Here is a 26,776-nt window from a genome sequence, read left to right as displayed (position 1 = left end):
TGGCTAAATGTTGATGCTGCGGCTCTACTTACTGTTGAGTTGGTGGCGCTTAAATTGCTATGCGCTAATATGTTTGAAAGTAATATAACGCTCGCAAAAATAACGCAATTTGCCTCGCATTATAAAACGCTTCGCCAAGTTCTTTCCTTATTTTTTGAGCCCTTTATGCCCGCCCGATAAGCCATTTATATATGGCTTGAGCCTAACGTGCAGTATTGTAGCTGGTTATATATGAATGATGAGAAACTGGCCACGCCGGGCGGTGCAAAAAAGAAAAAAGGGAGAGCATCGCCGCTCTCCCTTTCCTTTATAAAATTAAGATGCTATATATATTACTTCAGATTTTCCGTACTACCAGCAGACCATCGCGCACCGGCAGCAGGATGTTTTCGACGCGCGCGTCGTCCTGTATTTTGCTGTTGAAATCCATGACGGCCTTCGTGTCCTCGTCCAGTTTTTTGCGGTACTTCTCCAGCACCTTGCCGCTCCAGAGCACATTGTCGGCGATGAGGATACCGCCGGGACGCACCTTGTCAATCACGAGGTCGTAGTAGGCGGCGTAATTGATTTTGTCGGCGTCGATGAACACCAGGTCGAACGTAACCTCAAGGGAGGGAATAATCTCCAGGGCGTTGCCTATATAATATTTAATGCTGTCTGTGAGGCCAGCTTCCGCGAAATAGCCGCGCACCCGCTCTTCCAGTTCCTCGTTTATGTCGATGGTGTGGAGCTTGCCGCCCGGCTGCATCCCTTCGGCGAGGCAGAGGGCCGAGTAGCCGGTATACGTACCGACCTCCAGAATCTGCCTTGGCTGCAGCATCTTCGAAAACATCGACAGCAAGCGTCCCTGCTGGTGCCCCGACAGCATCCGAGGCCGCAGCACATGCAGGTGCGTTTCTCGGTTTATCTTGTGCAGCAGCGCGCTTTCCGGCGTTGTGTGCTCCTCCGCATAGTGCAGCAGGTCTTCGTCTATGAGGTCCATTTTGATGGCTGGTTGTAAATAGCTGATTGTTGATTGTTTACGGATATATGGTTGAATGGCTTAATGGCTATATGGTTAATTGGTTGTTGTTTCTTAAATATAGAAGGGGCATCCATATATATATCAGCATACAATCAACCATTTAGCCATATAGCAATTTAACAATTACTGAATAACAAGCAGCAACTAACAATCAACTATCACGCAGGCACATAATTCAGGAAGCTGAGCTGGTCTTCGCGCAGGGCGTCGTTGGCGATGTCCGTCAGGTCGGTGGCGGTGATGTTTTTTATCTGGCCGAAGATGTCGTTCAGCGAGTCCACGTGGCCCTGGTCGAGGATGCTCTTGCCAATCATCATCATCAGGCCCATGTTGCTTTCCTCGGCCATGGCCAGTTGGCCCATCAACTGCTCTTTGGCCGTGTGCAGTTGCAGTGAGCCAAGTGGCACCTCGCGCAGCTTTTTCAGTTCTTTTAATACCAATGATGTCGTGCGCTTCAGCTGCTTTTTCTCAGTGCCGAAGTAGATGGTGAGCAGGCCGGTGTCTATATAGGTGGCGTAGTTGGCGTCAATCGTATAGACCAGACCGTGCTTTTCGCGCACCGCCAAATTCAGGCGCGAATTCATGCCAGGGCCACCCAGCAGGTTCACGAGCATGAAAAAAGGGATGCGGCGGTCGTCGGAGAGGGCGTAGGCCGGGGAGCCGATTACGCAATGTGCCTGCGAGATTGGCTTTTCGAGGGTAATCGCCTTGGGCATATAACTGCTGAACGGCACGCGCTCCCGCTGTTTCTTGATTTCCGGGATATCGCCGAGGTGCTTTTCGGCCAGCTTCAGCACCTTCTCGAACGGCAGGTTGCTGACAGAGCAGAACAGGAGCGAATCGGTGCTGAGGGTGCGGTCCAGGAAATCGAGGAAGTCCTGCCTGGCGAAGCGCGACACGCTCTCTTTGGTGCCCAGGATGTTGTTGCCCAGCGGGTGCTTGTCATATACCACAGCATCAAACTCATCCACAATGGCATCTTCGGGCGTGTCGAGGTACATAGCCATTTCCTCCAGAATCACGCCGCGTTCTTTCTCGATTTCACGCTCCGGAAACACCGAGCGGAAGGTAATGTCGGTCAGCAGCTCAAACGATTTGTCGAAGTGCTTGTCCAGCACCGAGGAGTAGAAGCAGATTTTCTCTTTGGTGGTGTAGGCGTTCAGCTCGCCGCCCACCGACTCGAGCCTGTTGAGGATATGGAACGACCTGCGCTTTTCGGTGCCTTTGAAGGCCATGTGCTCCCAGAAGTGGGCGATGCCGGTCTGGTTGGGAAGCTCGTCGCGGCTGCCGATGTCCAGGATAAACCCGCTGTGGGCTATCTTGGTGTGCAGCACCTGCTTGTGTACAATGCGAATTCCGTTGGGTAAAGTATGGATATGATAATCAGGCATTCAATCTGAAATTTAGCCTGCAAAGGTACAGAAAAAATAGCAGATTCTTCTCCGGCATCCGCAAGTCCGACATTCGTTAGCGTGTGGCGGAGTTATATATACCTGAGCTGCATGTACCCGAGCTCGATACGGGCATACTGCTGAAATTAAACCCACCCCTGCCCCTCTGAGGAGGGGTGGGTTTACATCTACTGAAATCCAGCGGCTTTATATATGCAAGGCTGAACTATACAGCTATATGAACTATATAGATGTAAGTTATATATGGAAAGAGTGATCTAACGTTTAGCGGGAGCGGTTTTCTGTGGGCTGCGGCTGCCCACATTTATCACAAAGCCGAGCGAGAACACGGCGTAGCCGGCGGTGAGGGCGTCGCCGTTCTTCAGGCCGAAGTTGGAGCCGCTGGTGTACTGCAACTGCACCGAGGGGTTCAGGGTGAGGCGCGTGTAAAAGATGGGCTCCAGAAAGATGTTGCTTTCCTCTTCCTGCGGCACGCCGTTCAGCAGGTGTCTGCTCATATCCACGTAACTGGCGCGCAGGGCGGTGCCGTAGTTCAGCGGAAACTCCCGGCCCAGCAGGCGCAGCGATTTCTTGCGTTTGGAGCTGAAGTTCACCTGCACAAAGTACTTGCTGAAGCTGGCCTCGCGGCGCTCGTACGTCATGTTGCCTTTCTCGTCCTCGTCTTTGTCGGTGCGGTCGCTGCTGCCCGCGCCAACGCCGCCATATACCTCCAGTATCCGGTTGTTGTTCGGGCCAAAGGTGGTGAAGTAGCCGCCGCCAGCCTCCAGCAGGTTGTGCTGGAAGTCACGCTTCCGGCGCTCGCTGTTCAGCATGGAGCCATTCGCCAGCACCGCAAAATGGTCCGATACGGCATAGGAGGTGTTGAAGGTGATGTTGCCTTTGGGCGTGATATGGCCGCCAACGCTCAACTCACCCTTCTGGGTAAACATGGGCACGTTGGGCACGTTGGGCATATACGTAGACACGCAGCCCGACATGAAAAGCAAAAGGGCGAGGGAGCAGATAAGGGATACAGGTCTTTTCATATGGTTATATAGGCAGGGAAGCGGAAGCCGCGCATCCCCTGCATGCGTCATGACGTAGGGCACAGGTGGTGTGCCATTGGCTGCGGGTTATATATAGCACAGTGGCGGAGGCAGCCGGTCGCAAATATCAAGACTCAAAACGGAATTTTATATAGTTTCCGCAACTATTCCGTTAAAGTCGCTTTAATATTAGTTTAAGCATATCCGGCTTCCTGAGCTATTGCGGCGGCAGTCTTCACTCATTGTCTCGCCCTGCCCGGGGCCACTTATTATATATAGCGCCTGCTGCTTCCCCGGGTGGTTTGCACGCCAGCTTTAACGGATGTAGTTTTGCCGGGGCAGCCATAGCAGCATGAACAAAATACTGATCATACAGACCGCTTTTCTGGGCGATGTGGTGCTGGCAACCGCGCTGGTGGAGAAACTGCATGCTTTTTACCCGGACACCCATATCGATTTCCTGCTGCGCAAAGGCAACGAGGGCCTGTTGAAAGAACACCCGCTGCTGCGCCAGGTGCTCATCTGGAACAAGCAGGAAGGCAAGTACAAAAGCCTCTGGAAACTGCTGCGGCAGATACGGGCCGAGCAGTACGATCTGGTGGTGAACGTGCAGCGCTTCGGGGCCACAGGTTTTCTCACCGCTTTTTCGGGGGCGAAGCAAACAGTCGGCTTTGAGAAGAACCCTTTCTCCCGCCTTTTCACCCGGCGCTATGTGCATGATGTGGAGTCGGGAACGCACGAGGTGGAGCGCAACGACCTGCTCATCCAGAGCCTGACTAACGCCATCCCGTCCAGGCCGAAGCTCTACCCCAGCCCGATGGATTTTGCCAAAGTGGAGGCATGGAAGAAGGAACCCTATATCTGCATGGCCCCAACGTCGGTGTGGTTCACGAAGCAGTACCCGCAGCAGCAGTGGGTGCAACTCCTCAACAGCCTGGACCCTATCTATAAAGTGTACCTGCTGGGCTCGCCTGCCGACAAAGCACACTGCGAGGGAATTATTGCGGAGAGTGAGAATCCGCGTGTGGAGAACCTGTGCGGGCAGCTGAACCTGCTGCAGTCGGCGGCGCTGATGCGCGATGCGGTGCTGAACTACGTGAACGACTCCGGCCCGATGCACCTGGCCTCGGCGCTGAACGCCCCCACCTGCGCCATCTATTGCTCCACGGTGCCGCGCTTCGGCTTCGGCCCGCTGGCTGACTTTGCTGAAGTGGTGGAGCGCGAGGAGCCGCTCTACTGCCGCCCCTGCGGCCTGCACGGCTACAAAGCCTGCCCCCAGGGCCACTTTAAGTGCGCCCGCGACATCCGCAACGCGCAACTGCTGGATGTGCTGCAACAGGCGGTGGCTGGGTGATGGTTAATTGTTAGTTGATGATTGTTAAATGGCTCAATGGTTGATTTTTCAGTCATTATGAAGCATATCGCAGTGGCATCTGTATGATACTTCAAGTTGCGAACTTGGAGCTTGTTTTGGAGCCAGTTTTCAACTGGCGTGGATTGTTCTGTAAAATTTTGCCGGTTGAAAACTGACCTTATTGGTACTCCAAGTTGCAAACTTGGAGTATGGGGACGTTGACTGGTTGCTGCCTATATATAAGCTGTTGGCTGTAGACCTTAAAGACCTCGCAGTGTGCGCAGCTCCTGCGAGCGTCTGGCGTTGGGCATAAATCTACTCCGCATCCCAGGCTGCCAAGCCACCGGTTAAATTATAAAACCTCACCTCCGGAAAGTGCGGCTGCAGCAGGGCGATGGCTTTCCGGCTGCGGGCCCCGGCCTGGCAGTGTACCACCACCTCCGGTGCCAGCTGCAAGCCGGAAATCTTCTGCTCCAGCGTCGACAAAGGGACGGATGCCCCGCGAATGTTGAACGCCTCATACTCGTGCGGCTCCCGTACATCCAGCAACTGCACTTCTCTGCCGTTTTTCAACCACTTCTTATATTCCTCCGGCGACAACTCCACAATGTCAGTTGGAGCTTCGGGGGCGCAGGCTATTTCGTAGCTGGGTTGCAGCTTCGTTACCTGATCGGCCATGGCGCTGCGCGGGATCTTGACGGAGTAAAAGCTGAGGGCAAGGGCGTTGAACAGCAGCAACCTGCCAGAAGCCACGTCGCCCATGCCGGTTATCACTTTTATCGCTTCGTTGGCCTGCAGCGTGCCAATAATGCCGGGTAACACGCCCAGCACCCCGATCTCGGCGCAGTTGGGCACTTCGTTGGCACCGGGCGGCTCCGGGAAAAGGCAGCGGTACGTGGGGCCGTCCTTGTAGTTAAACACCGTCACCTGCCCCTCGAACTTAAAGATAGAGCCGAACACCAGCGGCTTCTTCAGGATAGTGCAGGCATCGCTGACGAGGTAGCGCGTCGGGAAATTGTCGGAGCCGTCGATGACTACGTCGTACTGTTGCACCAGCTCCAGCGCGTTGGCTACCGTAATCCCCCCGCCATGCTCCTCAAACTGCACAAAAGGATTCTGCTGCGCCAGTTTCCGGGCGGCAACGGCTGCCTTAGGCTGGCCCACATCGGCGGAAGTATATAAAATCTGCCGGTGCAGGTTGCTCTCGCCCACCACGTCCATGTCGGCGATGCCGATGGTACCCACGCCAGCGGCTGCCAGATACTGCAGCACGGGGCAACCCAGGCCCCCGGCGCCAATCATCAGCACCTTCGCCTCTTTTAGTCTCTGCTGGCCCGCCACGCCTAACTCCGGCAGTATCAGCTGGCGGTTGTAGCGCGCTGTCTCTTCTTTGCTTAACATGCTTTGCAATTTATATAGGGTGCTGCAGCGTTAGTCTCACGCCCATTCCTCCCGATAAAGATACGGCAAACAGGAATGAGTTGCCTGAAAAGGAGCGGCAGGGAGCTGTGCGTTTTATATCCTCAACCACCAAATGCCATCGCTGTTTCATATATGGTTAATCATCAAAACCTGCATTGCACAATGCTGCTATGGGTAGTGCAGGTTCATTCTGTCCGGATACTTAACGATATATAAAAGAATGCCCGGGGAAGCGGGCAGGAAGCAAAGCGGAACACCAGCGTTGCTTAATTTGCTTATTTTATAGTAGATTTAAGCGGCGAAAGCCATTGTTTCAACCGAAGAAAACCCTCAGGCAAGATGAAATACTCTCCGATCGGCCAGTCCCTTTTTAAGCGCAACCGCCGCAATTTTGCAGGCCAACTGAAGCCCTCCTCTGTCGCCATCTTCCACTCCAACGACGTGATGCCCACCAATGCCGATGGCACCATGCCTTTCCGGCAGGGCAGCGACCTGTTCTACCTCACGGGCGTGGACCAGGAGGAGAGCATCCTGCTGCTTTTCCCGGATGCGAAGGACGAGCGCATGAAGGAGGTGCTGTTTGTGCGCGAAACCAACGACCACATCCTGACCTGGGAGGGATATAAACTCACCAAAGAGCAGGCCCGGGAAGTGTCCGGTATCGAGAGCATCCTGTGGACGCACCAGTTTGACCAGGTGCTGAACAGCCAGCTCTTTGAGGCCGAGCATATATACCTGAACACAAACGAGCACCTGCGCGCCGTGGTGGAGGTAGAGACCCGCGACGCCCGCTTCGTGAAGCGGTGCCAGCAGCGCTACCCCCTGCACAAATACGAGCGCAGCGCGCCCATCATGCACCAACTGCGCGCGGTAAAGTCGGAGCAGGAGGTGGCGCTTATCCAACAGGCCTGCGACATCACGGAGAAAGCCTTTCGCCGCCTGCTGGGCTTCATCAGGCCCGGTGTGATGGAGTACGAGATAGAGGCGGAGATTTGCCACGAGTTCCTGCGCAACCGCTCCAGGGGGCCCGCCTATGCGTCCATCATCGCCTCCGGCGGCAACGCCTGCATCCTGCATTACGTGGACAACAACCAGGAATGTGAGGACGGCGAACTGGTGCTGATGGACTTCGGGGCAGAATACGCCAACTATGCCGCCGACATGACGCGTACGGTGCCGGTGAGCGGTAAATTCACGCCCCGCCAGCGCGACATATATAACTCGGTACTGACGGTGATGAGGGCAGCCTCGCAGATGCTGGTGCCGGGAAACACCCTCGACCAGTACCATAAGTTTGTGGGCACCCTGATGGAGAACGAGCTCATCAGGCTGGGGCTGCTGAACGAGAGCGACGTGCGCAACCAGGACCCTGCCAGGCCGCTCTATAAAAAGTATTTCATGCACGGCACCTCGCACCACTTGGGACTGGATGTGCATGACGTCGGCAACAGGTTCCGGCCGTTTGAGGCGGGCATGGTGTTCACCTGCGAGCCGGGCATCTATATCCGGGAGGAGAGCATCGGCGTCCGGCTGGAGAACGACTTCCTGGTGACGCCGCACGGCCCCCGCGACCTGATGAAAAACATCCCCATTGAAGCCGATGAGATAGAACGGCTCATGCAGCGGTAGTGCGCATGCCGGAGGCGGAGCATTGCCGACAGCGGTTTTTGCCGTTCTTACACTAAAATTACTGCGGTTGATTAAAAAAAAACGTCCTGAACAACCTTGTGCAGTGGTATCAGTTTTAAGGATAGGACTGGCGCGCGCCAGGTTTAATTCAGTCACCACTGCGGTGGCAGTTAAGGTATTAGAATTATAAATCGCTTCCTGTGCCTATGGAAAAACTTTTTCTCCTCTTAAAGTTTCGTGCAGCGGCGGCCGCCGCGCCGTCAGGCAAAAGGTTGTTTTTTAATGATAATAGAAACACCTTTGCAAACATGCACGTATTGTCATATCAAAATATACTTCGTAAAACCATGCAAACACAACTTACAAAACTATGTAGACTAGCTATGGCGCTGGTGTTCTTGCTTACGGCAAGTGACCAACTGTTCGCGCAGAGCTCAGATCAGAAGACAAATCTCCAGATATATGGAAGTGCCTTACAGTACAGGGGCGACATGAACAACAACGATGAGTACAGCGACCCCGAGTGGGGTGGAGGTATCAATCTGAACCGCTTCATCAGCCCTTCTTTCGATGCTGGATTGCAGTTCACGTATGGCAGGCCGGAAATCGAGTCGTCCACGCTGGGGCAGTTTGAGGCGAAGATGGGGACCGCCATGCTGGCCCTGCGCCTGAAAATGTACGGCACCATTCTGAAAGAGGACGCTTTTATCGGACCATACCTGCAGATTGCCGGTGGTGGCGCCTGGGCTAACACAGATGTAACCCGTGCTGACGGCTCAACGCAGCAGGACGATAAATTTTTCACGTCTGCCCTGAAAGGCGGCGCCGGTATCCGGCTGCGTTTCTCTGACGCCGTAAGCGCGTTTGTAGAGACGAACTATATGATCATCGGCCAGGATAAAATCGATGGCATCGAGGAGGGCGACAACGACCGCTTCCTGATGCACAACGTAGGCCTCGGCTTTAACTTAGGCAAAGCCAAAGACACTGACGGTGACGGTGTGCCGGACAGAAGAGACGATTGCCCTGACACCCCGACAGGCGTGCAGGTGGACAAAAACGGCTGCCCAATCGACACAGACGCTGACAGCGTGCCGGATTACCAGGATGAATGCCCGACTGAGGCCGGTACTGCCGCGACCCAGGGTTGCCCTGACAAAGACGGTGACGGCGTAGCCGACAAAGATGACCGTTGCCCAGACCAGGCCGGTACTGCCGCCATGCAGGGTTGCCCTGACGCAGACGGCGACGGTGTGGCAGATGACCAGGATCAGTGCCCAGACACGCCAGCCGGTGTGCAGGTAGGCCCAGACGGTTGCCCAGTAGACTCTGACGGTGACGGTGTGCCAGACAATGAGGATAACTGCCCAACTTCTCCGGGAACAGCCGAAACAAACGGATGCCCTGAATTAGACGAGGCAACGCAGCGCCTGCTGGAAGAGAAAGTACGCTTTGAGTTCGACCAGGCCCGTGTGCAGGATTCTTACAAACAACTGCTCGACAGCATTGTGGTTGCCCTGACCAACTATCCGGACCATGTGCTGCTCATCAAAGGCCACGCCGACTATATTGGCTCTGAAGAATACAACCAGGCGCTGTCTGAGCAGCGGGCAGAAGCGGTGAAGGAATACCTCATTGAGCAAGGCGTGCAGAACCCTGACCGTTTGGTGACAAAAGGTTATGGCGAGACACAGCCGCTGGTAGAGGTGAACGAGCGCCTGTCGCGCCGCAGAACTGCAGAAGCGCGAGCGCAGAACAGAAGGGTAGGGTTTGAATTGAACACACCTGATATGCAACTTGACCTCGAATAAAAGGGGAGTATATAAAGATTGGAAAAAGGCCGCAGGATATCCTGCGGCCTTTTTCTGTTATGAGCCTGATCGTGCGCCCGGTATATATCTTTCTAAAGCGATATTGGGGAACTTACCCAAACCCGAACCTCGAGCGGGTGTGTAGGTAGGGAGCCGCACTTGCAGGAACAGGAACGCCGCCCCGGTTATGCCTGGGGCGGCGTTCCTGTTTCTTGCCTCACGTAGATTTCCGTCTGTTTCGCTTTATATATTCCCTCTTCCGACAGAAGAACTGCACCTCCTGCGTCCTATAGAGATTTTCCAGCTATATACCACTCAGAGCTGTGCCAACTGCTGAAACGGATATCTTGTCCGGCGGCTTCGTCTTTAACTCATATATAGCTACAGCGGCGGGAATTTTGGATTCTGCTGCATGCCCTGTAACTGCTCCAGCACCGAGGCGGCGTCATGCACGGGCAACTGGCATGTTTTGTTGTAGCAAACGTAGATGGTGGTTTCACCGTTGATGGCCACTTTGTCTTCCAGCAGCGCCAGGCTGCTTTGCCCGTTGCTGCTGCCCAGCAGAATCATGTTGGGCAGGTAAAATGCGCTGAGTTCGTCACGCATCCCGGAGGCTTCCTCGCCAGCGATGGCCACTTCGGCTGTTGGCGTGAGTTTGTAAAAATAAAGCGAGGCCCAGTTGCTCAGGTGGGAGGGCTCTTTCACGAGCAGGTCCTTCACCTTCGCCAGCATCTCGTTCGAGAGGGCGGTATAGCGTTCCTCATCAAAATACAGCCCGAGGAAGTGCAGGTTGGTTGCCATTACCGAGTTGGAGGCAGGCGTCACATTGTCGATGATTTCCTTTTTTCGGGCAATGAGTTTCTCCGAGCTTTGGTCGGTGAAGAAGAACAGGCCCTCTGCCTCGTCGAAGAAGTGCTTCAGGGTATAGTCTGTCAGTTGCCTTGCCTGCTGCAGCCATTGCTCGTCGAAGGTCACCTCATATAGCCGGGTAAAGGCGCGGATGAGGTAGGCATAATCTTCCAGGAAACCGTCTATTGTGGCCTTGCCTGCTTTGTAGTTGTGGAAGAGCCTGTCGCCTTTTTTCAGGTTTTGGAGCAGGAAATTCGCATTGCGCAGGGCCAGCTGCAGAAAATGGTCGTTGCCGAAAACATAGTAGGCGTCCACCAGCCCTTTCAGCATCAGCGCATTCCAGGAAGTGAGGATTTTGTCATCCAGCCCCGGCCTGACGCGCGTGGCCCGTACCTCCATGATTTTCCTTTTCCAGTTCTGCACCATGTCCTGCAGCACTTCTACCTCCAGTTCGTGCGCTTTGGCAAACTCCTCGTCGCTGCTGCGGCGGTGCAGGATGTTGCGGCCGTGCTCGAAGTTGCCCGCTGCGGTGGCGTGGTAGTATTTAGAAAACAGCGGCTCCTCGCTGCCCAGTATCTCGTGCAGTTCGTCTTTGGTGAAGGTATAGAACCGGCCTTCCTCGCCTTCGCTGTCGGCATCTAAGGAGGAATAGAAGCCGCCCTCCGGGCTCATCAGTTCCCGCTCCACAAACGCGATGGTTTCATATACCACCTCATGGTACAATGTTTCACGTGTGGCCTGGTAGGCCTCGGCATAAAGTGTCACCAACTGGCCGTTGTCATAGAGCATTTTCTCGAAGTGCGGCACCAGCCACTCGGCGTCCACGGAGTAGCGGGCAAAGCCGCCTCCCGCCTGGTCATATATGCCGCCGTAGGCCATCTCGCGCAAGGTCAGGTGTACCTGGTTCAGGGCCGTCTGGTCGGAGGTGTGGTGGTGGTAGCGCAGCAGGAACAGGTAGTTGGTGGGCATCGGGAATTTGGGCGCCTGGCCCATGCCGCCGAGTTTCCGGTCGAAGCGGGTGCTGAAGTTGTAGCCCATCAGCTTGAAATCGTCCTCGCGCACATGGAAGTTGCTCTCGCGCAGCCCGTATCGCTCCAACTCGCTCCGGTTGAGGTGCTCTGCAAACTGGTCTGCCGACTTATCCAACTCCTGCCGGGTTTTTTTATAGGCCTCGGCGATGTTCTGCAGCAGGCCCACCCACTGCTGCGGCGGAAAGTAGGTGCCTCCGTAGAAGGGCTTTGCATCAGAGTTCAGGAACACGTTGAGGGGCCAGCCGCCCTGCAGCCCCATCGCGTGCACCGCATCCATATATACCGCATCCACATCCGGACGCTCCTCCCGGTCCACTTTGATGCAGACGAAGTGCTCGTTCATCACCGCCGCAATCTCCTCCTTCTCAAACGACTGGTGCTCCATGACGTGGCACCAGTGGCAGGCGGCGTAGCCGATGCTCACGATGATGGGCTTGTCCTCCTGCTTCGCTTTCTGCAGCGCCTCCTCGCCCCAGGGGTACCAGTCTACGGGGTTGTAGGCGTGCTGCAGCAGGTAGGGGCTGCTTTCGTTCAGGAGGCGGTTGGGTTTTCTGTCTTCTGCCATAGTTGTGTGGTTGTTGTACCGGCCTTTTTCTGTGAGGGCGGTAGTTAGTTATATAGGGTGCAATTGCAATACAGGCGATGCTTTTTAGGTTGGCTGCGGCAAAGCCTACTTCTCTTTATAGGCTGTTTCTGTTTCCTTGATGGGCTCTAAGGTAATCTTCATGGTAGCCACATGAAAGGAGTATTTTGTTTCGGGATCTACTATCTTGTCATATGCGGCGTAGTAGCGCAGGCCCGTTTTAGGGTCTTCCATATAGCCGGTTACTTCAAGAGAAGGCATGGGGGCAGGAGGATTGACAGGCTCAGGCTTTGCAACGGGCATTCTTGGCTCTATATGACGTGGATGCGTAGCTATATATGTCTGCAGCTTGCCCAGAAAAATGCTCAGGTCGTTGGCGGGCGCCTGCGCGTTCACGGCAGTCAGTGTTGCCAGAAAAAAGAAGCAGGAGAGAAGTAACGGTTTCATAGGCTTGAGGCTTGGTGTGCATTATATATACTGCCTGCCAGAAGCCTGAGTTTTGCCTATATGGGCGCGAGCTTTATCCGGACAACTGATCGCGTAGCGCTTTCTCCTCCGCCGACGTCTCTATCTGGTACTGCTCCCGCAACTGCGCCAGCTGCTGCAGGGTGTTTCGCACAAACGCCTGGTGCGCCTCCGACTGCGGGTGAAACGGCCTGTGCGCCACCGCCCGCCGCATTTTCTGCCACACCTCCCGGAAAACCTGGAAACCCTTGTCATAATAAGCCGCCACAAACTTCTGCCATATATACTCCTCTGCAACCTCTGTCGGGTGCAGCATGTCGGGCGCGTAGAAGCGGTAATCGCGCAGGTCGTCCATCATGATCTCAAAAGCCGGGAAGTAGTGCAGGTTCGCATGGGCTTCCTCCAACTGGTGGCACAGCACCCGCAGCGTGGCTTTGCTCACGGAGTTCATGGGAAGGGTTTCCTTTATATGCCGCACCGGGCTCACCGTCAGCAGCACGTGCAGGTTCGGGTTGATCTGGCTTAGCAGCGCGAGTGTCTGCTCAAAGGCCTGCTTCATTTCCTCCGTTTGCAGCAGCGTGCGCTCAAAATTGTTTGCCGGCAGCTTGTGGCAGTTCGCCACCACTTTGCCACTGCCCCGCAGCTTATATGCCACAGCGGTGCCCAGCGTAACGACGAGCAGCGACGCCTGTTGCAGTTGCTCCTTTGTCCGATGCACCCGCTCCTGTATCTTTTGCAGCAGTTCTTGTTTGTGCGGCGAGGAGAGGGAGGAGTGGAGATCATAAGCGTACCAGATGCCGTTGTGCTGCACGAGGTGTTGCTCAAAGTCGTGAGTATTTCCGGCGGCAGCCTGTAACAACAGGCAAACAGAAAGCGGGTTGAAAATAGTCCCGAACGGATTTACCAGCACATCCACCTTATTCTGCTTCAGCCTGCTGCCAATCACCTCCGCAAAGCATGACCCGATGGTCAGCACTTTGTCTTGGAGGGAGAGTTGTAGTTGGGCAGGGGCTATCTGTACTTCGGTCCGGAACATGAGTTATATATGGCTTTAGGGGATTCTGGTATATATACGAGGAATGCTTTTTTACCTCACCCCGGCCCTCTCTTAAAATCAGGAGAGGGAGACTGCTTCTACCAAGGCGATGTTAAAGTTCTATAGCTGCCATCCACATAAGAGTAGTGTTTATATATGTCCAGATACTCTTCCTCGAACTTTTACCCCTCTCCTGTTATTAGGAGGGGGTTGGGGTGCGGTAAAAAAAAGCGTCCTGCCTTTGTGGGGCAGGACGCTTTTATAAGTTAAATAAGTGCTTATTCAGCCACCACGTTAAACCTAACCTGGTGCTTCACTTCCTTGTGCAGGTTGATGGTGGCCGTGTACTCACCGGCTGTCTTCACGTCCTGGTCGAAGGAGATGCGCTTGCGGTCTACCTCAACACCCTTTGCTTTTAGGGCATCGGAAATCTGCAGCGTGGTAACAGAGCCGAAAATTTTTCCGGTCTCGCCCACTTTGGCAGGAATCTCCAGCACTACATCGCCGATGCTGTTTGCCAGCTCCTGCGCGTCGTTCTTGATTTTATCTGCCTTGTGTGCGGCCTGGCGGATGTTCTCCGCTACCACTTTCTTGTTTGATTTATCAGCGATAACTGCCAGCCCCTGCGGGATAAGGTAGTTACGGCCGTAGCCTGGCTTCACCGTCACGGTGTCGTTCTTGTAGCCGAGGTTCTTTACGTCGTCTTTCAGTATTACTTCCATCGTGCTCCCTCCTTATTTTAAAGAATCTCCAACATAAGGCAAAATCGCGAGGTGCCTTGCCCGGGCTACCGCCTGCGACACTTTGCGCTGGAACTTCAGGCTGGTGCCCGTAAGCCTCCTCGGAAGGATCTTGCCCTGCTCGTTCACAAACTTCAGCAGGAAGTTGCCATCTTTGTAATCGATATACTTGATACCGCTCTTCTTGAAGCGGCAGTACTTCTGGCGGTTGTCTTGCTTGTGTACTCTTTCGTTAACTAAGCTCATTGTGCTTTTACCTCCTCTTTTTTAGCTTGTGATTTGAATTCACCGTTTCTTCGGCGCTCGTTGTACGCCACAGCGTGCTTGTCGAGGGCCGTTGTCAGGAAACGGACAACTTTTTCATCACGGCGATAAGCCAGCTCAAGGGCGTCCACCACGGTGCCGGGAGCCTTAAATTCAACGAGGTGATAGAAACCCGTGGATTTCTTCTGGATAGGGTAAGCGAGCTTGCGAAGACCCCAGTTCTCTTCGTGAATAATGTCGGCGCCATTTTCCTTAAGCACCTGTCTGAACTTCTCGACCGTTTCTTGCATCTGCGCGTCGTTTAACAGAGGCGTCAGGATGAAGACCGTTTCGTAATTTTTCAATTCCATCGGTTCGATATGGTTTTAATTTTAGCCTGCAAAGATAAGGGTTAAATAACTGCAAAGCAAATTTTTTGCGGGTTTAGCCGCCGCCGCGCCAGAACGCAGCGTGTGTCGGGGGCCGACGGCACGGGGCAATGCCTACCCTTATATATGCCAAGGTGTACACGGGAGCACGGAGCCTTGTACTTTAGCGTGTGAAATGGTGAGATAAAAAAAGACTAATTTGGACAGCTGTAAAGTTAGCCGCCTCAATTTGTGTCTATTAGTTTCTAAAATAATTCATGTATAAAATATGGTTTTACTTATATGATCGATGCTTTGAAAGTGTAATATTATTTATAATCATTCTAAATAAAAATGCCTCTATTGTGCTGAAAACCTCATTCAAAGGGCGCCTAAAAGTGATTTATACGCATAGTGTATATAGGGGCAAATAATAAACTTATTCTGTTTGAATAATGGAATTCGCATAGTAGATTTGTGGCCGTTAAGAAATATTACCTCATAATAAACACATACAAGAGATCTTGGCAATGATTAGCTGTATAGTTAAAACAAAAATCAAAGTTTTCTTCGTCTTCTTGTTTGCTATGGTGGTTTCGTTTGGCGCTTACGCCCAGGGAGCCAGTGAGCAGGCAGAGGTTTCCCAGAAGGGAGTGACCCCGGGCGCTACGGAAGGGGCGGCGGAAGCCGCAAGTACGGGTGGGCTGCCTGTTGAGGATGCCGCCATTGTAGACGCAGGGGAGGCGCTGTTCAAAGACAACTGTGCCGTTTGTCACTCTGCCGGAACAGACGTTATTGTGGGGCCTGGCCTGCAGGGTGTAAACGGGCGAAGGGATCAGGCGTGGCTGCACAGCTGGATCAAGAACTCCCAGGCGCTGATACAGTCCGGCGATGCCGAGGCTGTTGCCATATATAACGAGTACAACAAGCAGGCGATGCCCTCGTTCAACTTCAGCGATGCGGAGATCACCTCTATTCTGACCTATATCGAGGCGGCTGCAGCGAATGAGGCGGTGCAGACAACGGTAGGGTCGGATGTGGCGCAGGCCCCGGGCGAAAATGTGGGGCAGGATGCCATTGGCGCCGTGGGCGGCTACCTGGACATCATACTGGTGGTGCTGATTCTGGTGCTGATCGTGCTGGTGGTGACGCTGCTGCTGATTACCTCGCTGCTGAAGAACTACCTGAACAGCAACCGCAAGCTGAACGAGTACGACGAGCAGGTGGTTAACCAGCGTTTCGATTTCTCCAAAGTATATAAGTCCAAGGCGGTCCGTACGCTGGTGCTGCTCATTTTCGTGGTGGTCCTCCTCGACCTGACCTGGGACTCAGCCATGGGCATCGGCATCCAGCAGGGGTACAAGCCAAAGCAGCCAATCGCCTTCTCGCATAAACTGCACGCCGGTGAGCACCAGATAGACTGTGGCTACTGCCACTCAACCGTATACAAGAGCAAGAGTGCCAGCATCCCTTCGGCCAACATCTGTATGAACTGCCACAGCCAGATTCAGAAAGAGTCCCCGGAGATTCAGAAGATATATACAGCGCTGGAGACCAACCAGCCCATCGAGTGGGTGCGCATCCACAACCTCCCCGACCTTTCTTACTTCAACCACTCGCAGCACACGCAGGTGGGTGGCATTGAGTGCCAGACCTGCCACGGCCCGATTCAGGAAATGGAAGTGGTTTACCAGTATTCTCCGCTTACCATGGGCTGGTGTATTGACTGCCACCGCGAAACGCCGCTGAACACCGAAGGCAACGGCTACTACGACAAATTGGTGGAAATACACGAGGCAAGCTCCAAAGGGGCGTTCACGGTTTCATCCAACGGCGGTACAGAGTGCTCCAAGTGCCACTATTAATTCATTCTATTTTAGATAAAGATTCGAGTTTTCTACATATAATATGCAAAACAGAATAAAATACTGGAGAGGAATTGAGGAGTTAGAGAACACTCCGGAATTCGCTAAGCATGCTCATAACGAGTTTCCAGAATTCCTGCCTGTTAGGGAAACCAGTGACGAAAGCGCTTCGAATGGCAAAACAAAGCGGAGAGACTTCCTGAAATTGATGGGCTTTAGCTTGGCGGCGGTTTCGCTGGCATCGTGCGAGGCACCCGTTCGTAAAGCGATTCCTTACCTGAATAAACCAGTGGACGTAGAGCCGGGCGTGGCCAACTGGTACGCCACCACCTACTACCAGAGCGGTATCTTCAACAGCATCCTTGTTAAAACCCGCGAAGGCAGACCCATTAAAGTAGAGCCCAACCCCAGTTCCTCGCTCACGCCGCTTGGTACGCACCCCAGAGCGCAGGCGTCTGTGCTGGGCGTGTATGACAACAACAGGCTGCGGACTCCCCTCAGCAAAGGGAAAGTAGCCGAGTGGGCGCAAGTAGACCAGGAAATTGTTTCCCGCCTTGGGGGCACCACCGGTAAAGTGGCCTTCGTATCTTCGACCATCATCAGCCCTTCTACCAAACAACTCATCAATGAGTTCGGAGCCCGCTTCGGCAACTTCGAGCATGTTACCTACGATGCCAATTCTGCATCTGGCTTGCTGAGCGCCAACGGTGGCCTAGTGCCAGGATATGATTTCAGTAAAGCACAGGTTGTAGTAAGCATCAACGCAGATTTCCTTGGTACCTGGGTTGCTCCAACAGTTTTTGCCAAGCAATACATTCAGAACAGAAAAGTAACAGCGCAGAACCCGAATATGTCGCGCCACTACCAGTTCGAGACGCATTACTCGATGACTGGTGCTAACGCAGACGTTCGTGTTCCGATAAAGCCATCAGAAGAGGCGGCTGTGGTGACGGCCCTATATAATGGCATCACAGGCCAGGGAAGCGCAGGCAATGTGCCCGCCGCAGCAACCAAAGCCCTCGCTGCCGCTATCAAGGAACTTAAGGCCAACCAGGGCAAGGCGCTGGTGGTGTCAGGGTCAAACGATCCGGGCACGCAGGCCATGGTGGCCGCCATCAACAACTCCCTCGGTGCAACAGGCGCCACTATTGACGCTGACAAGCCTTACTATGTAAAGCAGGGGAACGATGCCGCTATGATTCGCCTGATTGAGGAGATGAACGCCGGTACCGTTGGCGCCGTGTTCTTCTACAAGTCAAACCCGGTATATGACCACCCGCTGTCTGACAGAGTGGTGAGCGGCCTGAAGAAGGTGCCGTTGAAAGTGTCTTTCTCTGAAAGAGTGGAAGAGACGGCTCTTTTGGCGGATTTCGTAACCCCGGATCACCATTATCTGGAGTCATGGAACGACAATGAGCCAAGAAGAGGCTCCCTGAGCCTTACGCAGCCCACTATCAGCCCCATCTTCCTGACGCGCCAGATGCAGGACAGCCTGCTGACCTGGAGCGGCAACAAGACGACCTATTATGATTACATCCGGGAGAACTGGCGCAAGATAGCTGGCTCCGGAGATTTTAACATGTTCTGGGAGCAGGCCGTGCACAATGGCGTGTTGGAAACCGGTGTCACCTTACTTACTGTTAACAATAATTTCACTGCCGCTTCTCCGGTTGCTAAACCTGTAAAGGGAGGCGCCATCGAGGCAGTGGTGTATGAGAAAGTAGGGATCGGCACTGACGAGCACGGCAACAACCCCTGGCTGCACGAAATGCCAGACCCGATCTCCAAAGTGAGCTGGGGCAACTATGTGGCCATGCCGCAGCGCATGGCGGAGGAGATGGAACTGGTACAGGGCGACGTGGTGAAAGTAACGACTGCAGGTGGGAAGAATATTGAGCTGCCAATACTGGTTCAGCCTGGGCAGGCAGACGGCACGGTTGCAGTCGCCATGGGCTACGGCCGCAAGCTGGAGTCAATGCCGGTGGCAGAGGGGATGGGGGCAAGCGCCTATCCTATCATATCGGTAGTTGACAACGTGCTCCTATATACAGGGCCGGTGACCATCGAAAAAACCGGTGCCGTATCGCCAATCGCGCAGACACAGACGCACCACACCATCATGGACCGCCTGGTGGTGCAGGAAAACACCCTGGCACAATACAAGGAGAACCCAAAAGAGGTAACAGAATATATTCGCATCGCCACGAAGGAGGGCCCTACAAAGCCAGCCACAATCTCGCTGTGGGAGGATTACGAGTACAAGAATCACCACTGGGGCATGGTCATCGACCTGAACTCCTGTATTGGTTGCAACGCCTGCACAGTTAGCTGCCACATTGAGAACAACGTTCCGGTGGTGGGGAAGGCAGAAGTGCTGAACCGCCGCGACATGCACTGGCTGCGTATCGACAGGTACTACAGCGCTGTGGAGAACGAAGATGGCGGGCCTGCTGATTTTGAGCGCCCGGCAGATAACCCTTCTGTTATTTTCCAGCCCATGCTTTGCCAGCACTGTAACCACGCGCCCTGCGAGACTGTTTGCCCGGTGGCGGCCACCATGCACAGCTCCGAAGGCATCAACCAGATGGTGTATAACCGCTGCGTGGGTACGCGCTACTGCGCCAACAACTGCCCTTATAAAGTGCGCCGGTTCAACTGGTTTGCTTACTTCAACAACGACAAGTTCGCCAACGAAAACTATATGATGAACAGCGATCTGGGCAAGATGGTGCTAAACCCGGATGTGACGGTGCGTGCCCGTGGTGTGATGGAGAAATGCTCTTTCTGCGTGCAGCGCGTGCAACTTGCCAAGTTGGAGGCGAAACGCGAGAACAGAAGGCCGCGAGACGGGGAGGCCGTGACAGCCTGTGCGCAGTCGTGCCCAACGGAGGCTATCGTGTTTGGGGATATGCTTGATCCGGAAAGCCGGGTGTCGCAGATTCTGGCGCGCGAGCAGGGCGAGCGGGCTTTCCACGTGCTGGAAGAGCTTAACACACAGCCAAACGTAACGTACCTGACTAAAATTAGAAATTTAGCTTAAATATAATTCGAGAGCGTTATGCAGCATGTATCTCCGATAAGAGAGCCTCTTGTAACGGGGGGGAAAACATACCACGACATCACAGAAGACGTTTGCAGACAGGTAGAGGCGAAGCCTAACCCGCGCTGGGCGGCGGCCTTTGCTATATCGCTGGTAGGACTGGCTATTTTCTTTTACTCCGTTTACCGCACCGTGTGGTTCGGCATCGGGGAGTGGGGCCTGAACAAGACCGTAGGTTGGGCATGGGACATCACCAACTTCGTGTGGTGGGTGGGTATCGGCCACGCCGGAACGCTTATCTCGGCAGTATTGCTCCTGTTCCGCCAGAAGTGGAGAAGCTCCATTAACCGCGCAGCGGAAGCGATGACGATTTTCGCGGTAATCTGCGCTGCCATGTTCCCTATTCTGCACATGGGCCGCCCCTGGCTGGCCTACTGGGTGCTTCCGTTGCCAAACACCTTTGGTTCACTGTGGGTTAACTTCAACTCGCCGCTGCTCTGGGACGTGTTCGCCATCTCCACTTACTTCTCCGTATCGCTGGTTTTCTGGTATATCGGGCTTATCCCCGATTTTGCCACCATCCGCGACCGCGCAGTGGGCCCTATCGCCCGAAGAGCATACGCTATCCTTTCTATGGGATGGACAGGCTCTGCAAAAGGGTGGTCACGCTATGAAACGGTATCGCTGATCCTGGCAGGTGTGGCAACCCCGCTGGTGCTTTCTGTACACACCATCGTATCCATGGACTTTGCAACCTCCGTGATTCCAGGCTGGCACACCACCATCTTCCCGCCTTACTTTGTGGCCGGGGCAATCTTCTCGGGATTCGCGATGGTATTGACCCTGATGATCATCACGCGGAAGGTATTCAAGTTAGAGGATTACATTACGCTGGAGCACATCGAGTCGATGAACAAGGTGATCATCACCACCGGCTCTATCGTGGGTATCGCCTATACCACAGAGTTCTTCATCGCCTGGTACTCCGGCGTGGAGTATGAGCAGTACGCTTTCATCAACCGGGCAACCGGCCCGTACTGGTGGGCTTATTGGTCGATGATGACGTGTAACGTGATCACGCCGCAGCTTTTCTGGTTCCGCTCTATCCGAAGAAGCCTCACGGCAACGTTCATCATTTCCATCTTTGTGAATATCGGGATGTGGTTCGAGCGATTCGTAATCATTGTGACCTCGCTGCACCGCGACTACCTGCCGTCTTCCTGGGCGATGTTCTCTCCTACCATCATTGACGTCGGCGTATATGTCGGCACGTTCGGCCTGTTCTTCACCCTGTTCTTCCTTTTCGTGAAGTTCTTTCCGGTAGTGAACATGGCAGAGGTAAAAGCCATTCTGAAGTCTTCCTCAGGAGTAACGCACTCGCATGCTGAAACCATGCACAGCACTGACACAGATTTGAACACAAATACAGATCACAAACATGAATAAGAAGTTTGTTCTTGGTATATATGATGATGAAGATGTGCTGTTACACGCCATCGAGAACATCCGTGCTGCCGGCACTAAGATATACGAGGTGTTTTCCCCGTACCCCATCCATGGAATTGACGATGTGCTGGGCATCAAGCGCTCGAGGCTGCCGATAGTCGCCTTCTTCGGGGGCCTGACAGGGATGAGCTTTGCCCTCTGGATGCAGATATGGATGCTAGGCTTCGACTGGCCCATGATCATCGGTGGTAAGCCGCACATAGCGCTCCCTTCCTTCATACCGGTAACATTCGAACTAACAGTGCTTTTCTCTGCTTTCAGCATGGTAATCGCATTCTTCATCGTGCAGGGGCTGAAGCCATCTTTGCGGGTGAACGTGTTCGACAAGCGCTCCACAGACGACAAGTTTGTGATGGCCATCGAGGTGAAGGAAGGCGTAACGGATCTTTCTGCTTTAAACAAACTGCTGCGCTCTAACGGGGCCGTGGAGGTTAACGAGAAGGAGGTAGTAAAATAATGAAAGGATTTTCTAAAATAGGACTACAAGCCTCTGCGCTGCTTTTCTCATCGGCAGTACTCTTTGCGTGTAGCAACGAGCAGAGCCCGGGGCTGGAGTATGCACCGGACATGTACCACTCTATTGCATTGGACCCTTATTCTCAGATCAAGGAGAATAAGTACAACCCGGGCGGCATGAACATGCGGGAACCGGCAAAAGGAACCGTGGCGCGCGGTATGCAGGGGTACAACCTGTACCTGACAGAAGAGACAGCTGAAGCGGCCGGGGAAGAGTTGACAAACCCGCTGGCCAAGAATGAAGAGAATTTAGCGCAGGGTAAAGTGCTGTATTCCCGCTTCTGCTCGCCCTGCCACGGAGAGGCCGGCGACGGACAAGGCTTGGTGGGTGTTAAGTTTAAAGGGGTCCCTTCTTTCACCGCCGGGCGCGTGGCCGAGTTGCCAGCCGGACACATATACTACGTTATCGCGCAGGGCAGGGGCCGCATGATGCCATATGGCTCGCAGGTAAACCCGACCGAGCGCTGGAAAATTGTGATGTACGTGCAGCAGCTACAGAAAGGCGAAACCGGAACTACTGTAGCAACCACAGAGGAAACTGAAAACGAGGCCGGTGGAGAGACCATTACAGACAACCCTGTAACTGGAACACCTGCAGGAACTCCTGAAAACTAAGTCTAAGGCATAATTATTATAGGATAATGACAGAAGAAAGACTCATCATTTCCAGAAAAACGAATAACAGGTTTTTCTTGATGATAGCTGTAGGTGTGGTTTTGCTTATTGCCGGTATCATCATTATGGCTGCAGGCGGGGGAGGCGAACACCATGCAGAAGGCCACGAGGCCGCTGCTGCGGGGCATGAGGCGGCAGACTGGACTACCCGTCTGTTTGTGAACCTTTGGATGAACAACGTCTACTTTACAGGCATCGCCCTGATCGGAACGTTTTTCGTCGCATTCAATTACGTGGCCTACTCTGGCTGGTCAATTCTTGTGAAAAGAGTACCGGAGGCATTGGGCTACTTTCTGCCTGTTGGCGGCGCCATCATGCTGCTGGTGTTCCTTTTCGGATCGCATGACATCTTCCATTGGACACACGAAGGCCTTTATGATATTGACAGCCCGGAATATGACCCGATCATCGCCGGGAAATCCGGTTACCTGAACACCCCGTTCTTCCTGGTCAGGATGGTCGTTTACTTTGCCCTCTGGACTTTGTTCACGATGTGGCTCAGAAGAAACTCCATTAACGAGGACCTGTATGGGGGCACAGATTATTACCACAAAAGCATCCGCCTGTCTGCCATGTTTCTGGTGATATTCGGTATCACCTCCTCTACTTCAGCATGGGACTGGGTACTGTCCATCGACACGCACTGGTTCTCTACCATGTTTGGCTGGTATGTCTTCTCCAGCTGGTTCGTTTCGGGGCTGGCCGCCATTACGCTGGCCGTCGTTTTTCTGAAGCAGAACGGCTACCTGAAGCTCGTGAACGCCAACCACCTGCACGACTTGGGCAAGTATGTGTTCGCGTTCTCTATCTTCTGGACCTATATATGGTTCTCACAGTTTCTGCTGTACTGGTATGCCAACATACCGGAAGAGTCCATCTACTTCATAGAGCGACTGGGCGGAAACGGTGGAACATATAAGTGGGTGTTTTTCACTAACCTGATCGTAAACTTTGCTTTCCCATTCCTTGTTTTGATGACAAGAGACGCAAAACGCCAGATGATCATGCTCAAGATAGTAATGATAGCCATTCTGGTTGGCCACTGGCTGGACTTTTATCTGATGATGATGCCGGGAACGATGGGCGCAAGCGCGGGTATCGGTTTCATAGAAATAGGCACAGCGCTTACTTTCCTGGGTCTTTTCCTGCTGGTTTTCACAAAAGGGCTGACGAAAGCCTCCCTGGTGCCGCTGAACCACCCATTCCTTCAGGAGAGTGTTCACCATCATGTTTAGAGATTGTACTAAAAGCGTTATATAATGATTACGTTCGCAATAGTTTTATCCATAGTTCTCTTATTTGTCATACTGTTCCTCCTTTTCAGGATCGGGACGCTGGCCTCCATCTTCAGGGGCTCCAGCGAGCGGGCACCAGGCACTACTAAAACCAGCAACCGAGTAAACAGCACACTGCTCCTGCTTTTCCTGGTAGGCGGCGGTGCAGCTTTTATCTGGTCTTTTGCAGACTCCTGGGAGGGGATGAACCTGCCGGTTGCCTCGGTGCATGGCACATGGACGGACAGCCTGTTCTGGACAACCATGATTGTTATCGGAATAGTATTCGCCATCACGCAGGTGCTGCTGTTCTATTACTCCTATAAATACCAGCACAAGGATAACAAGCGGGCGTATTACTATCCGCACAACAACAAACTGGAAATCATCTGGACGATGATTCCGGCCGTTGTGATGGCGCTGCTGGTGTTTGCCGGCTGGAAAACCTGGACAAAAATCACCAGCGCCGCTCCGGAGAGCGCCGTGGTGGTAGAGGTGATGGGCAAGCAGTTTAACTGGATGGTGCGCTACCCAGGGCAGGATGGCCAGCTTGGCGTGTCTAAAACAACACTGATAGACGCCACGAACGAGTTTGGCATTGATTTCAGCGACCCAAGCGCGAAGGATGATTTTATCCCTAACCAGATTCACGTTCCGGTGGGAAAGCCCGTGCTCCTCAAAATCAGATCAAGGGACGTGATCCACAGCGTGTTCCTGCCGCACTTCCGCCTGAAGATGGATGCCGTGCCGGGCATGCCGACGAGTTTCTGGTTCGTGCCGACGAAAACCACCGCTGAAATGCGGACTGAGACGGGGAACCCGGATTTCAACTATGAACTGGCCTGTGCGGAGTTGTGCGGCCGCGGGCACTTTGCGATGCGGTTTATGCTGGTGGTGGACGAGCCGGCAGAGTACGAGGCATGGCTGGCGGAGCAGAAACCGTTTGTGGAGCAGAATCCAGGCGTAATGGCAAAGTTCGCTACTGAAGCACCTCAGGATCTTGCACTTGACGCAAAGCCGGGTGAAAAGGCAGAGGAAGATAAAACTGAGTTGTAGCATTTAAATACTGTTGACTATGTCGAGTACAGATATTACCATCAACCAAGATGTACATCATCCGCACGAGGAGCATGATCATCATCACGACCAAAACTTCATCGAGAAGTACATCTTCAGCCAGGACCATAAAGTAATTGCAAAGCAGTACCTGATAACAGGTATCGCCTGGGCCTTCATCGGTGGCTTCCTTTCAATCCTGTTCCGCCTGCAGTTGGGCTGGCCCGAGGCGACGTTCACCTTCCTGGAGCCGATCCTGGGAGGCTGGGTAGAGAACGGAAAACTTAACCCGGAGTTCTACCTGGCGCTGGTGACCATGCACGGCACCATCATGGTGTTCTTCGTGCTGACGGCGGGCCTCAGTGGCACGTTCAGTAATTTCCTGATACCATTGCAGATCGGTGCCCGCGATATGGCCTCGGGCTTCATGAACATGCTGTCGTACTGGATATTCTTTATTTCCAGTGTTATCATGTTCCTGTCGCTGTTCCTCGAAACAGGTCCCGCGGCCGGTGGCTGGACGGTATACCCGCCGCTGAGCGCGCTGCCTCAGGCAATTGAGGGTTCTAAAGGCGGTATGACGATGTGGCTGATCAGCATGGCCCTGTTCATCGTGTCGCAGTTGCTAGGTGGCGTTAACTATATCACCACGGTCATCAACCTGCGCACCAGGGGCATGTCGATGACGAAGCTGCCCCTTACGATTTGGGCGTTCTTTATTACTGCTGTGCTGGGACTGCTCGCTTTCCCGGTGCTTTTCTCCGCCGCCCTTTTGCTGATCTTCGACCGTAGCTTCGGCACCAGCTTTTTCCTTTCCGACATATTTATAGCAGGGGAGGCCCTGGCACATTCCGGCGGAAGCGCCATTCTTTTCCAGCACCTGTTCTGGTTCCTGGGCCACCCGGAGGTGTATATCGTGATCATGCCTGCTTTTGGTATTGTGTCTGAAGTGATTGCCACTAATGCCCGGAAGCCGATATTTGGCTACAGGGCGATGATCGGCTCGTTGCTGGGTATTGCGGTGCTGTCGTTTGTGGTATGGGCGCACCATATGTTCGTGACAGGCATGAACCCCTTCCTGGGCTCCGTCTTCATGTTCCTGACGCTGATTATTGCGGTGCCGTCGGCTGTGAAGGTCTTCAACTGGCTGGCTACGCTTTGGAGAGGCAATATCCGCTTCACGACCGCCATGATGTTTGCAGTCGGCTTCGTGTCCCTTTTTATATCCGGGGGGCTTACAGGTATCATCCTCGGTAACTCAGCCCTGGACATACAGTTGCACGACACGTACTTTGTCATTGCGCACTTTCACCTGGTGATGGGGGCCGCGGCTTTCTTCGGGATGTTTGCCGGTGTGTACCACTGGTTCCCGAAAATGTTCGGCCGCATGATGGATGACAAACTCGGTTTTGTGCATTTCTGGCTGACTTTCGTTGCCGTGTACCTCGTATTTATGCCAATGCACTATATAGGTATCGCCGGTTTCCCGAGAAGGTACTACGCCTGGACAGGCTTTGAGGTGTTCAACGGCTTTACGGACATGAACATGTTCATCAGTATTTCTGCTATCCTCGGGTTCTCTGCACAGTTCATCTTCCTGTTCAACTTTGTGTACAGCATCTTCCGTGGCCGCAAGACTACCCTGAACCCATGGCACTCCAACACGCTGGAGTGGACCACTCCGGTGAATCCGGGCCACGGCAACTGGCCTGGAGAGATTCCTGCAGTCTACAGATGGCCGTACGACTATAGCAAGCCGGGTGCAGTAGAAGACTATATACCGCAAAACGTACCTTTCTCCCAGACGCAGTCATCCAACCTGCCGCAGGAGAGAGATTTTGAATAAACCGAT

Annotated in this window: 21 protein-coding genes; 11 read left to right on the top strand and 10 right to left on the bottom strand. The window is 53.7% G+C overall.

Annotation, left to right across the window (positions count from 1 at the left end):
- Positions 1-337: 337 nt before the first annotated feature.
- The 3 genes from GSQ62_RS09255 to GSQ62_RS09245 all read right to left on the bottom strand — a co-directional run bounded on the left by GSQ62_RS09255 (position 338) and on the right by GSQ62_RS09245 (position 3,461).
- Positions 338-982, bottom strand: a complete 645-nt coding sequence (locus tag GSQ62_RS09255) for an O-methyltransferase (RefSeq protein ID WP_161889235.1) — start codon at positions 980-982, stop codon at positions 338-340.
- Between the two features lie 200 nt (positions 983-1,182).
- Positions 1,183-2,415 (bottom strand): M16 family metallopeptidase, encoded by a 1,233-nt coding sequence (locus tag GSQ62_RS09250; protein ID WP_161889234.1) that lies wholly within the window; start codon positions 2,413-2,415, stop codon positions 1,183-1,185.
- A gap of 278 nt (positions 2,416-2,693) precedes the next feature.
- Positions 2,694-3,461 carry a hypothetical protein gene (locus GSQ62_RS09245; protein ID WP_161889233.1) on the bottom strand — a complete coding sequence of 256 codons (768 nt, stop codon included), beginning with the start codon at positions 3,459-3,461 and terminating at the stop codon, positions 2,694-2,696.
- A gap of 352 nt (positions 3,462-3,813) precedes the next feature.
- On the opposite strand from GSQ62_RS09245, the gene GSQ62_RS09240 reads away from it, so the two are divergent.
- Positions 3,814-4,815: a glycosyltransferase family 9 protein gene (locus GSQ62_RS09240; RefSeq protein ID WP_161889232.1), complete on the top strand. Its 1,002-nt coding sequence runs from the start codon at positions 3,814-3,816 to the stop codon at positions 4,813-4,815.
- 315 nt (positions 4,816-5,130) lie between these two features.
- Here the strand turns inward: GSQ62_RS09240 and moeB are convergent, their stop codons facing one another.
- Positions 5,131-6,216, bottom strand: coding sequence for a molybdopterin-synthase adenylyltransferase MoeB (gene moeB / locus GSQ62_RS09235; protein WP_161889231.1), 1,086 nt, complete (start codon positions 6,214-6,216; stop codon positions 5,131-5,133).
- Between the two features lie 360 nt (positions 6,217-6,576).
- Here moeB and GSQ62_RS09230 point away from each other — a divergent pair, with 360 nt between their 5' ends.
- Complete coding sequence (locus tag GSQ62_RS09230; RefSeq protein WP_161889230.1) at positions 6,577-7,866, top strand: aminopeptidase P N-terminal domain-containing protein; 1,290 nt, start codon at positions 6,577-6,579, stop codon at positions 7,864-7,866.
- A gap of 383 nt (positions 7,867-8,249) precedes the next feature.
- Entirely contained in the window at positions 8,250-9,677 is a 1,428-nt protein-coding gene (locus GSQ62_RS21080; RefSeq protein ID WP_161889229.1) for an OmpA family protein, read from the top strand.
- 381 nt (positions 9,678-10,058) lie between these two features.
- On the opposite strand, the gene GSQ62_RS09220 is transcribed toward GSQ62_RS21080, so the two are convergent.
- From GSQ62_RS09220 to rpsF, 6 genes are all read right to left on the bottom strand, one after another.
- Positions 10,059-12,122 (bottom strand): thioredoxin domain-containing protein, encoded by a 2,064-nt coding sequence (locus tag GSQ62_RS09220; RefSeq protein ID WP_161889228.1) that lies wholly within the window; start codon positions 12,120-12,122, stop codon positions 10,059-10,061.
- A gap of 105 nt (positions 12,123-12,227) precedes the next feature.
- On the bottom strand, positions 12,228-12,587 hold the full coding sequence (locus GSQ62_RS09215) for a hypothetical protein (RefSeq protein ID WP_161889227.1): 360 nt from the start codon (positions 12,585-12,587) through the stop codon (positions 12,228-12,230).
- Positions 12,588-12,660: 73 nt separating this feature from the next.
- Positions 12,661-13,641 carry a GSCFA domain-containing protein gene (locus GSQ62_RS09210; protein ID WP_161889226.1) on the bottom strand — a complete coding sequence of 327 codons (981 nt, stop codon included), beginning with the start codon at positions 13,639-13,641 and terminating at the stop codon, positions 12,661-12,663.
- A gap of 278 nt (positions 13,642-13,919) precedes the next feature.
- Positions 13,920-14,363 carry a 50S ribosomal protein L9 gene (rplI, locus tag GSQ62_RS09205; protein WP_161889225.1) on the bottom strand — a complete coding sequence of 148 codons (444 nt, stop codon included), beginning with the start codon at positions 14,361-14,363 and terminating at the stop codon, positions 13,920-13,922.
- A gap of 12 nt (positions 14,364-14,375) precedes the next feature.
- Positions 14,376-14,627: a 30S ribosomal protein S18 gene (gene rpsR, locus GSQ62_RS09200; protein WP_161889224.1), complete on the bottom strand. Its 252-nt coding sequence runs from the start codon at positions 14,625-14,627 to the stop codon at positions 14,376-14,378.
- Positions 14,624-14,995 (bottom strand): 30S ribosomal protein S6, encoded by a 372-nt coding sequence (gene rpsF / locus GSQ62_RS09195; RefSeq protein ID WP_161889223.1) that lies wholly within the window; start codon positions 14,993-14,995, stop codon positions 14,624-14,626. Before rpsF ends, rpsR begins: the two co-directional genes overlap by 4 nt.
- Positions 14,996-15,579: 584 nt before the next feature.
- Between rpsF and GSQ62_RS09190 the strand changes: the two genes are divergently transcribed.
- From GSQ62_RS09190 to GSQ62_RS09155, 8 genes are read left to right on the top strand one after another with little or no spacing between them, the layout of a single operon-like run.
- Positions 15,580-16,857, top strand: a complete 1,278-nt coding sequence (locus GSQ62_RS09190) for a c-type cytochrome (RefSeq protein WP_161889222.1) — start codon at positions 15,580-15,582, stop codon at positions 16,855-16,857.
- A 43-nt stretch (positions 16,858-16,900) separates the two neighbouring features.
- Positions 16,901-19,897 (top strand): TAT-variant-translocated molybdopterin oxidoreductase, encoded by a 2,997-nt coding sequence (locus GSQ62_RS09185; protein ID WP_161889221.1) that lies wholly within the window; start codon positions 16,901-16,903, stop codon positions 19,895-19,897.
- 18 nt (positions 19,898-19,915) lie between these two features.
- Positions 19,916-21,343: an NrfD/PsrC family molybdoenzyme membrane anchor subunit gene (gene nrfD, locus GSQ62_RS09180; RefSeq protein WP_161889220.1), complete on the top strand. Its 1,428-nt coding sequence runs from the start codon at positions 19,916-19,918 to the stop codon at positions 21,341-21,343.
- Positions 21,336-21,860 (top strand): DUF3341 domain-containing protein, encoded by a 525-nt coding sequence (locus tag GSQ62_RS09175; protein ID WP_161889219.1) that lies wholly within the window; start codon positions 21,336-21,338, stop codon positions 21,858-21,860. Before nrfD ends, GSQ62_RS09175 begins: the two co-directional genes overlap by 8 nt.
- Positions 21,860-22,534 (top strand): c-type cytochrome, encoded by a 675-nt coding sequence (locus tag GSQ62_RS09170; RefSeq protein ID WP_161889218.1) that lies wholly within the window; start codon positions 21,860-21,862, stop codon positions 22,532-22,534. Before GSQ62_RS09175 ends, GSQ62_RS09170 begins: the two co-directional genes overlap by 1 nt.
- Before the next feature lie 26 nt (positions 22,535-22,560).
- Positions 22,561-23,829, top strand: a complete 1,269-nt coding sequence (locus GSQ62_RS09165) for a quinol:cytochrome C oxidoreductase (protein WP_161889217.1) — start codon at positions 22,561-22,563, stop codon at positions 23,827-23,829.
- Between the two features lie 24 nt (positions 23,830-23,853).
- Positions 23,854-24,924, top strand: a complete 1,071-nt coding sequence (locus tag GSQ62_RS09160; protein ID WP_161889216.1) for a cytochrome c oxidase subunit II — start codon at positions 23,854-23,856, stop codon at positions 24,922-24,924.
- A 19-nt stretch (positions 24,925-24,943) separates the two neighbouring features.
- Positions 24,944-26,770, top strand: a complete 1,827-nt coding sequence (locus GSQ62_RS09155) for a cytochrome c oxidase subunit I (protein WP_161889215.1) — start codon at positions 24,944-24,946, stop codon at positions 26,768-26,770.
- Positions 26,771-26,776 lie beyond the last annotated feature (6 nt).

Source organism: Pontibacter russatus (assembly GCF_009931655.1).
Taxonomy (GTDB): domain Bacteria; phylum Bacteroidota; class Bacteroidia; order Cytophagales; family Hymenobacteraceae; genus Pontibacter; species Pontibacter russatus.
This window is presented reverse-complemented; position numbering and strand designations above follow the sequence as displayed.

Bases quoted from the DNA above. Each gene is read 5' to 3' on its own strand.
- moeB (WP_161889231.1), bottom strand. From the start codon at position 6,216: ATGTTAAGCAAAGAAGAGACAGCGCGCTACAACCGCCAGCTGATACTG.
- rpsF (WP_161889223.1), bottom strand. From the start codon at position 14,995: ATGGAATTGAAAAATTACGAAACGGTCTTCATCCTGACGCCTCTGTTA.
- nrfD (WP_161889220.1), top strand. From the start codon at position 19,916: ATGCAGCATGTATCTCCGATAAGAGAGCCTCTTGTAACGGGGGGGAAA.
- GSQ62_RS09185 (WP_161889221.1), top strand. From the start codon at position 16,901: ATGCAAAACAGAATAAAATACTGGAGAGGAATTGAGGAGTTAGAGAAC.
- GSQ62_RS09190 (WP_161889222.1), top strand. From the start codon at position 15,580: ATGGTGGTTTCGTTTGGCGCTTACGCCCAGGGAGCCAGTGAGCAGGCA.
- GSQ62_RS09160 (WP_161889216.1), top strand. From the start codon at position 23,854: ATGATTACGTTCGCAATAGTTTTATCCATAGTTCTCTTATTTGTCATA.
- GSQ62_RS09210 (WP_161889226.1), bottom strand. From the start codon at position 13,641: ATGTTCCGGACCGAAGTACAGATAGCCCCTGCCCAACTACAACTCTCC.
- GSQ62_RS09215 (WP_161889227.1), bottom strand. From the start codon at position 12,587: ATGAAACCGTTACTTCTCTCCTGCTTCTTTTTTCTGGCAACACTGACT.
- GSQ62_RS09240 (WP_161889232.1), top strand. From the start codon at position 3,814: ATGAACAAAATACTGATCATACAGACCGCTTTTCTGGGCGATGTGGTG.
- GSQ62_RS09165 (WP_161889217.1), top strand. From the start codon at position 22,561: ATGACAGAAGAAAGACTCATCATTTCCAGAAAAACGAATAACAGGTTT.
- GSQ62_RS21080 (WP_161889229.1), top strand. From the start codon at position 8,250: ATGGCGCTGGTGTTCTTGCTTACGGCAAGTGACCAACTGTTCGCGCAG.
- GSQ62_RS09170 (WP_161889218.1), top strand. From the start codon at position 21,860: ATGAAAGGATTTTCTAAAATAGGACTACAAGCCTCTGCGCTGCTTTTC.
- GSQ62_RS09155 (WP_161889215.1), top strand. From the start codon at position 24,944: ATGTCGAGTACAGATATTACCATCAACCAAGATGTACATCATCCGCAC.
- rplI (WP_161889225.1), bottom strand. From the start codon at position 14,363: ATGGAAGTAATACTGAAAGACGACGTAAAGAACCTCGGCTACAAGAAC.
- GSQ62_RS09230 (WP_161889230.1), top strand. From the start codon at position 6,577: ATGAAATACTCTCCGATCGGCCAGTCCCTTTTTAAGCGCAACCGCCGC.
- GSQ62_RS09255 (WP_161889235.1), bottom strand. From the start codon at position 982: ATGGACCTCATAGACGAAGACCTGCTGCACTATGCGGAGGAGCACACA.
- GSQ62_RS09175 (WP_161889219.1), top strand. From the start codon at position 21,336: ATGAATAAGAAGTTTGTTCTTGGTATATATGATGATGAAGATGTGCTG.
- GSQ62_RS09250 (WP_161889234.1), bottom strand. From the start codon at position 2,415: ATGCCTGATTATCATATCCATACTTTACCCAACGGAATTCGCATTGTA.
- rpsR (WP_161889224.1), bottom strand. From the start codon at position 14,627: ATGAGCTTAGTTAACGAAAGAGTACACAAGCAAGACAACCGCCAGAAG.
- GSQ62_RS09245 (WP_161889233.1), bottom strand. From the start codon at position 3,461: ATGAAAAGACCTGTATCCCTTATCTGCTCCCTCGCCCTTTTGCTTTTC.
- GSQ62_RS09220 (WP_161889228.1), bottom strand. From the start codon at position 12,122: ATGGCAGAAGACAGAAAACCCAACCGCCTCCTGAACGAAAGCAGCCCC.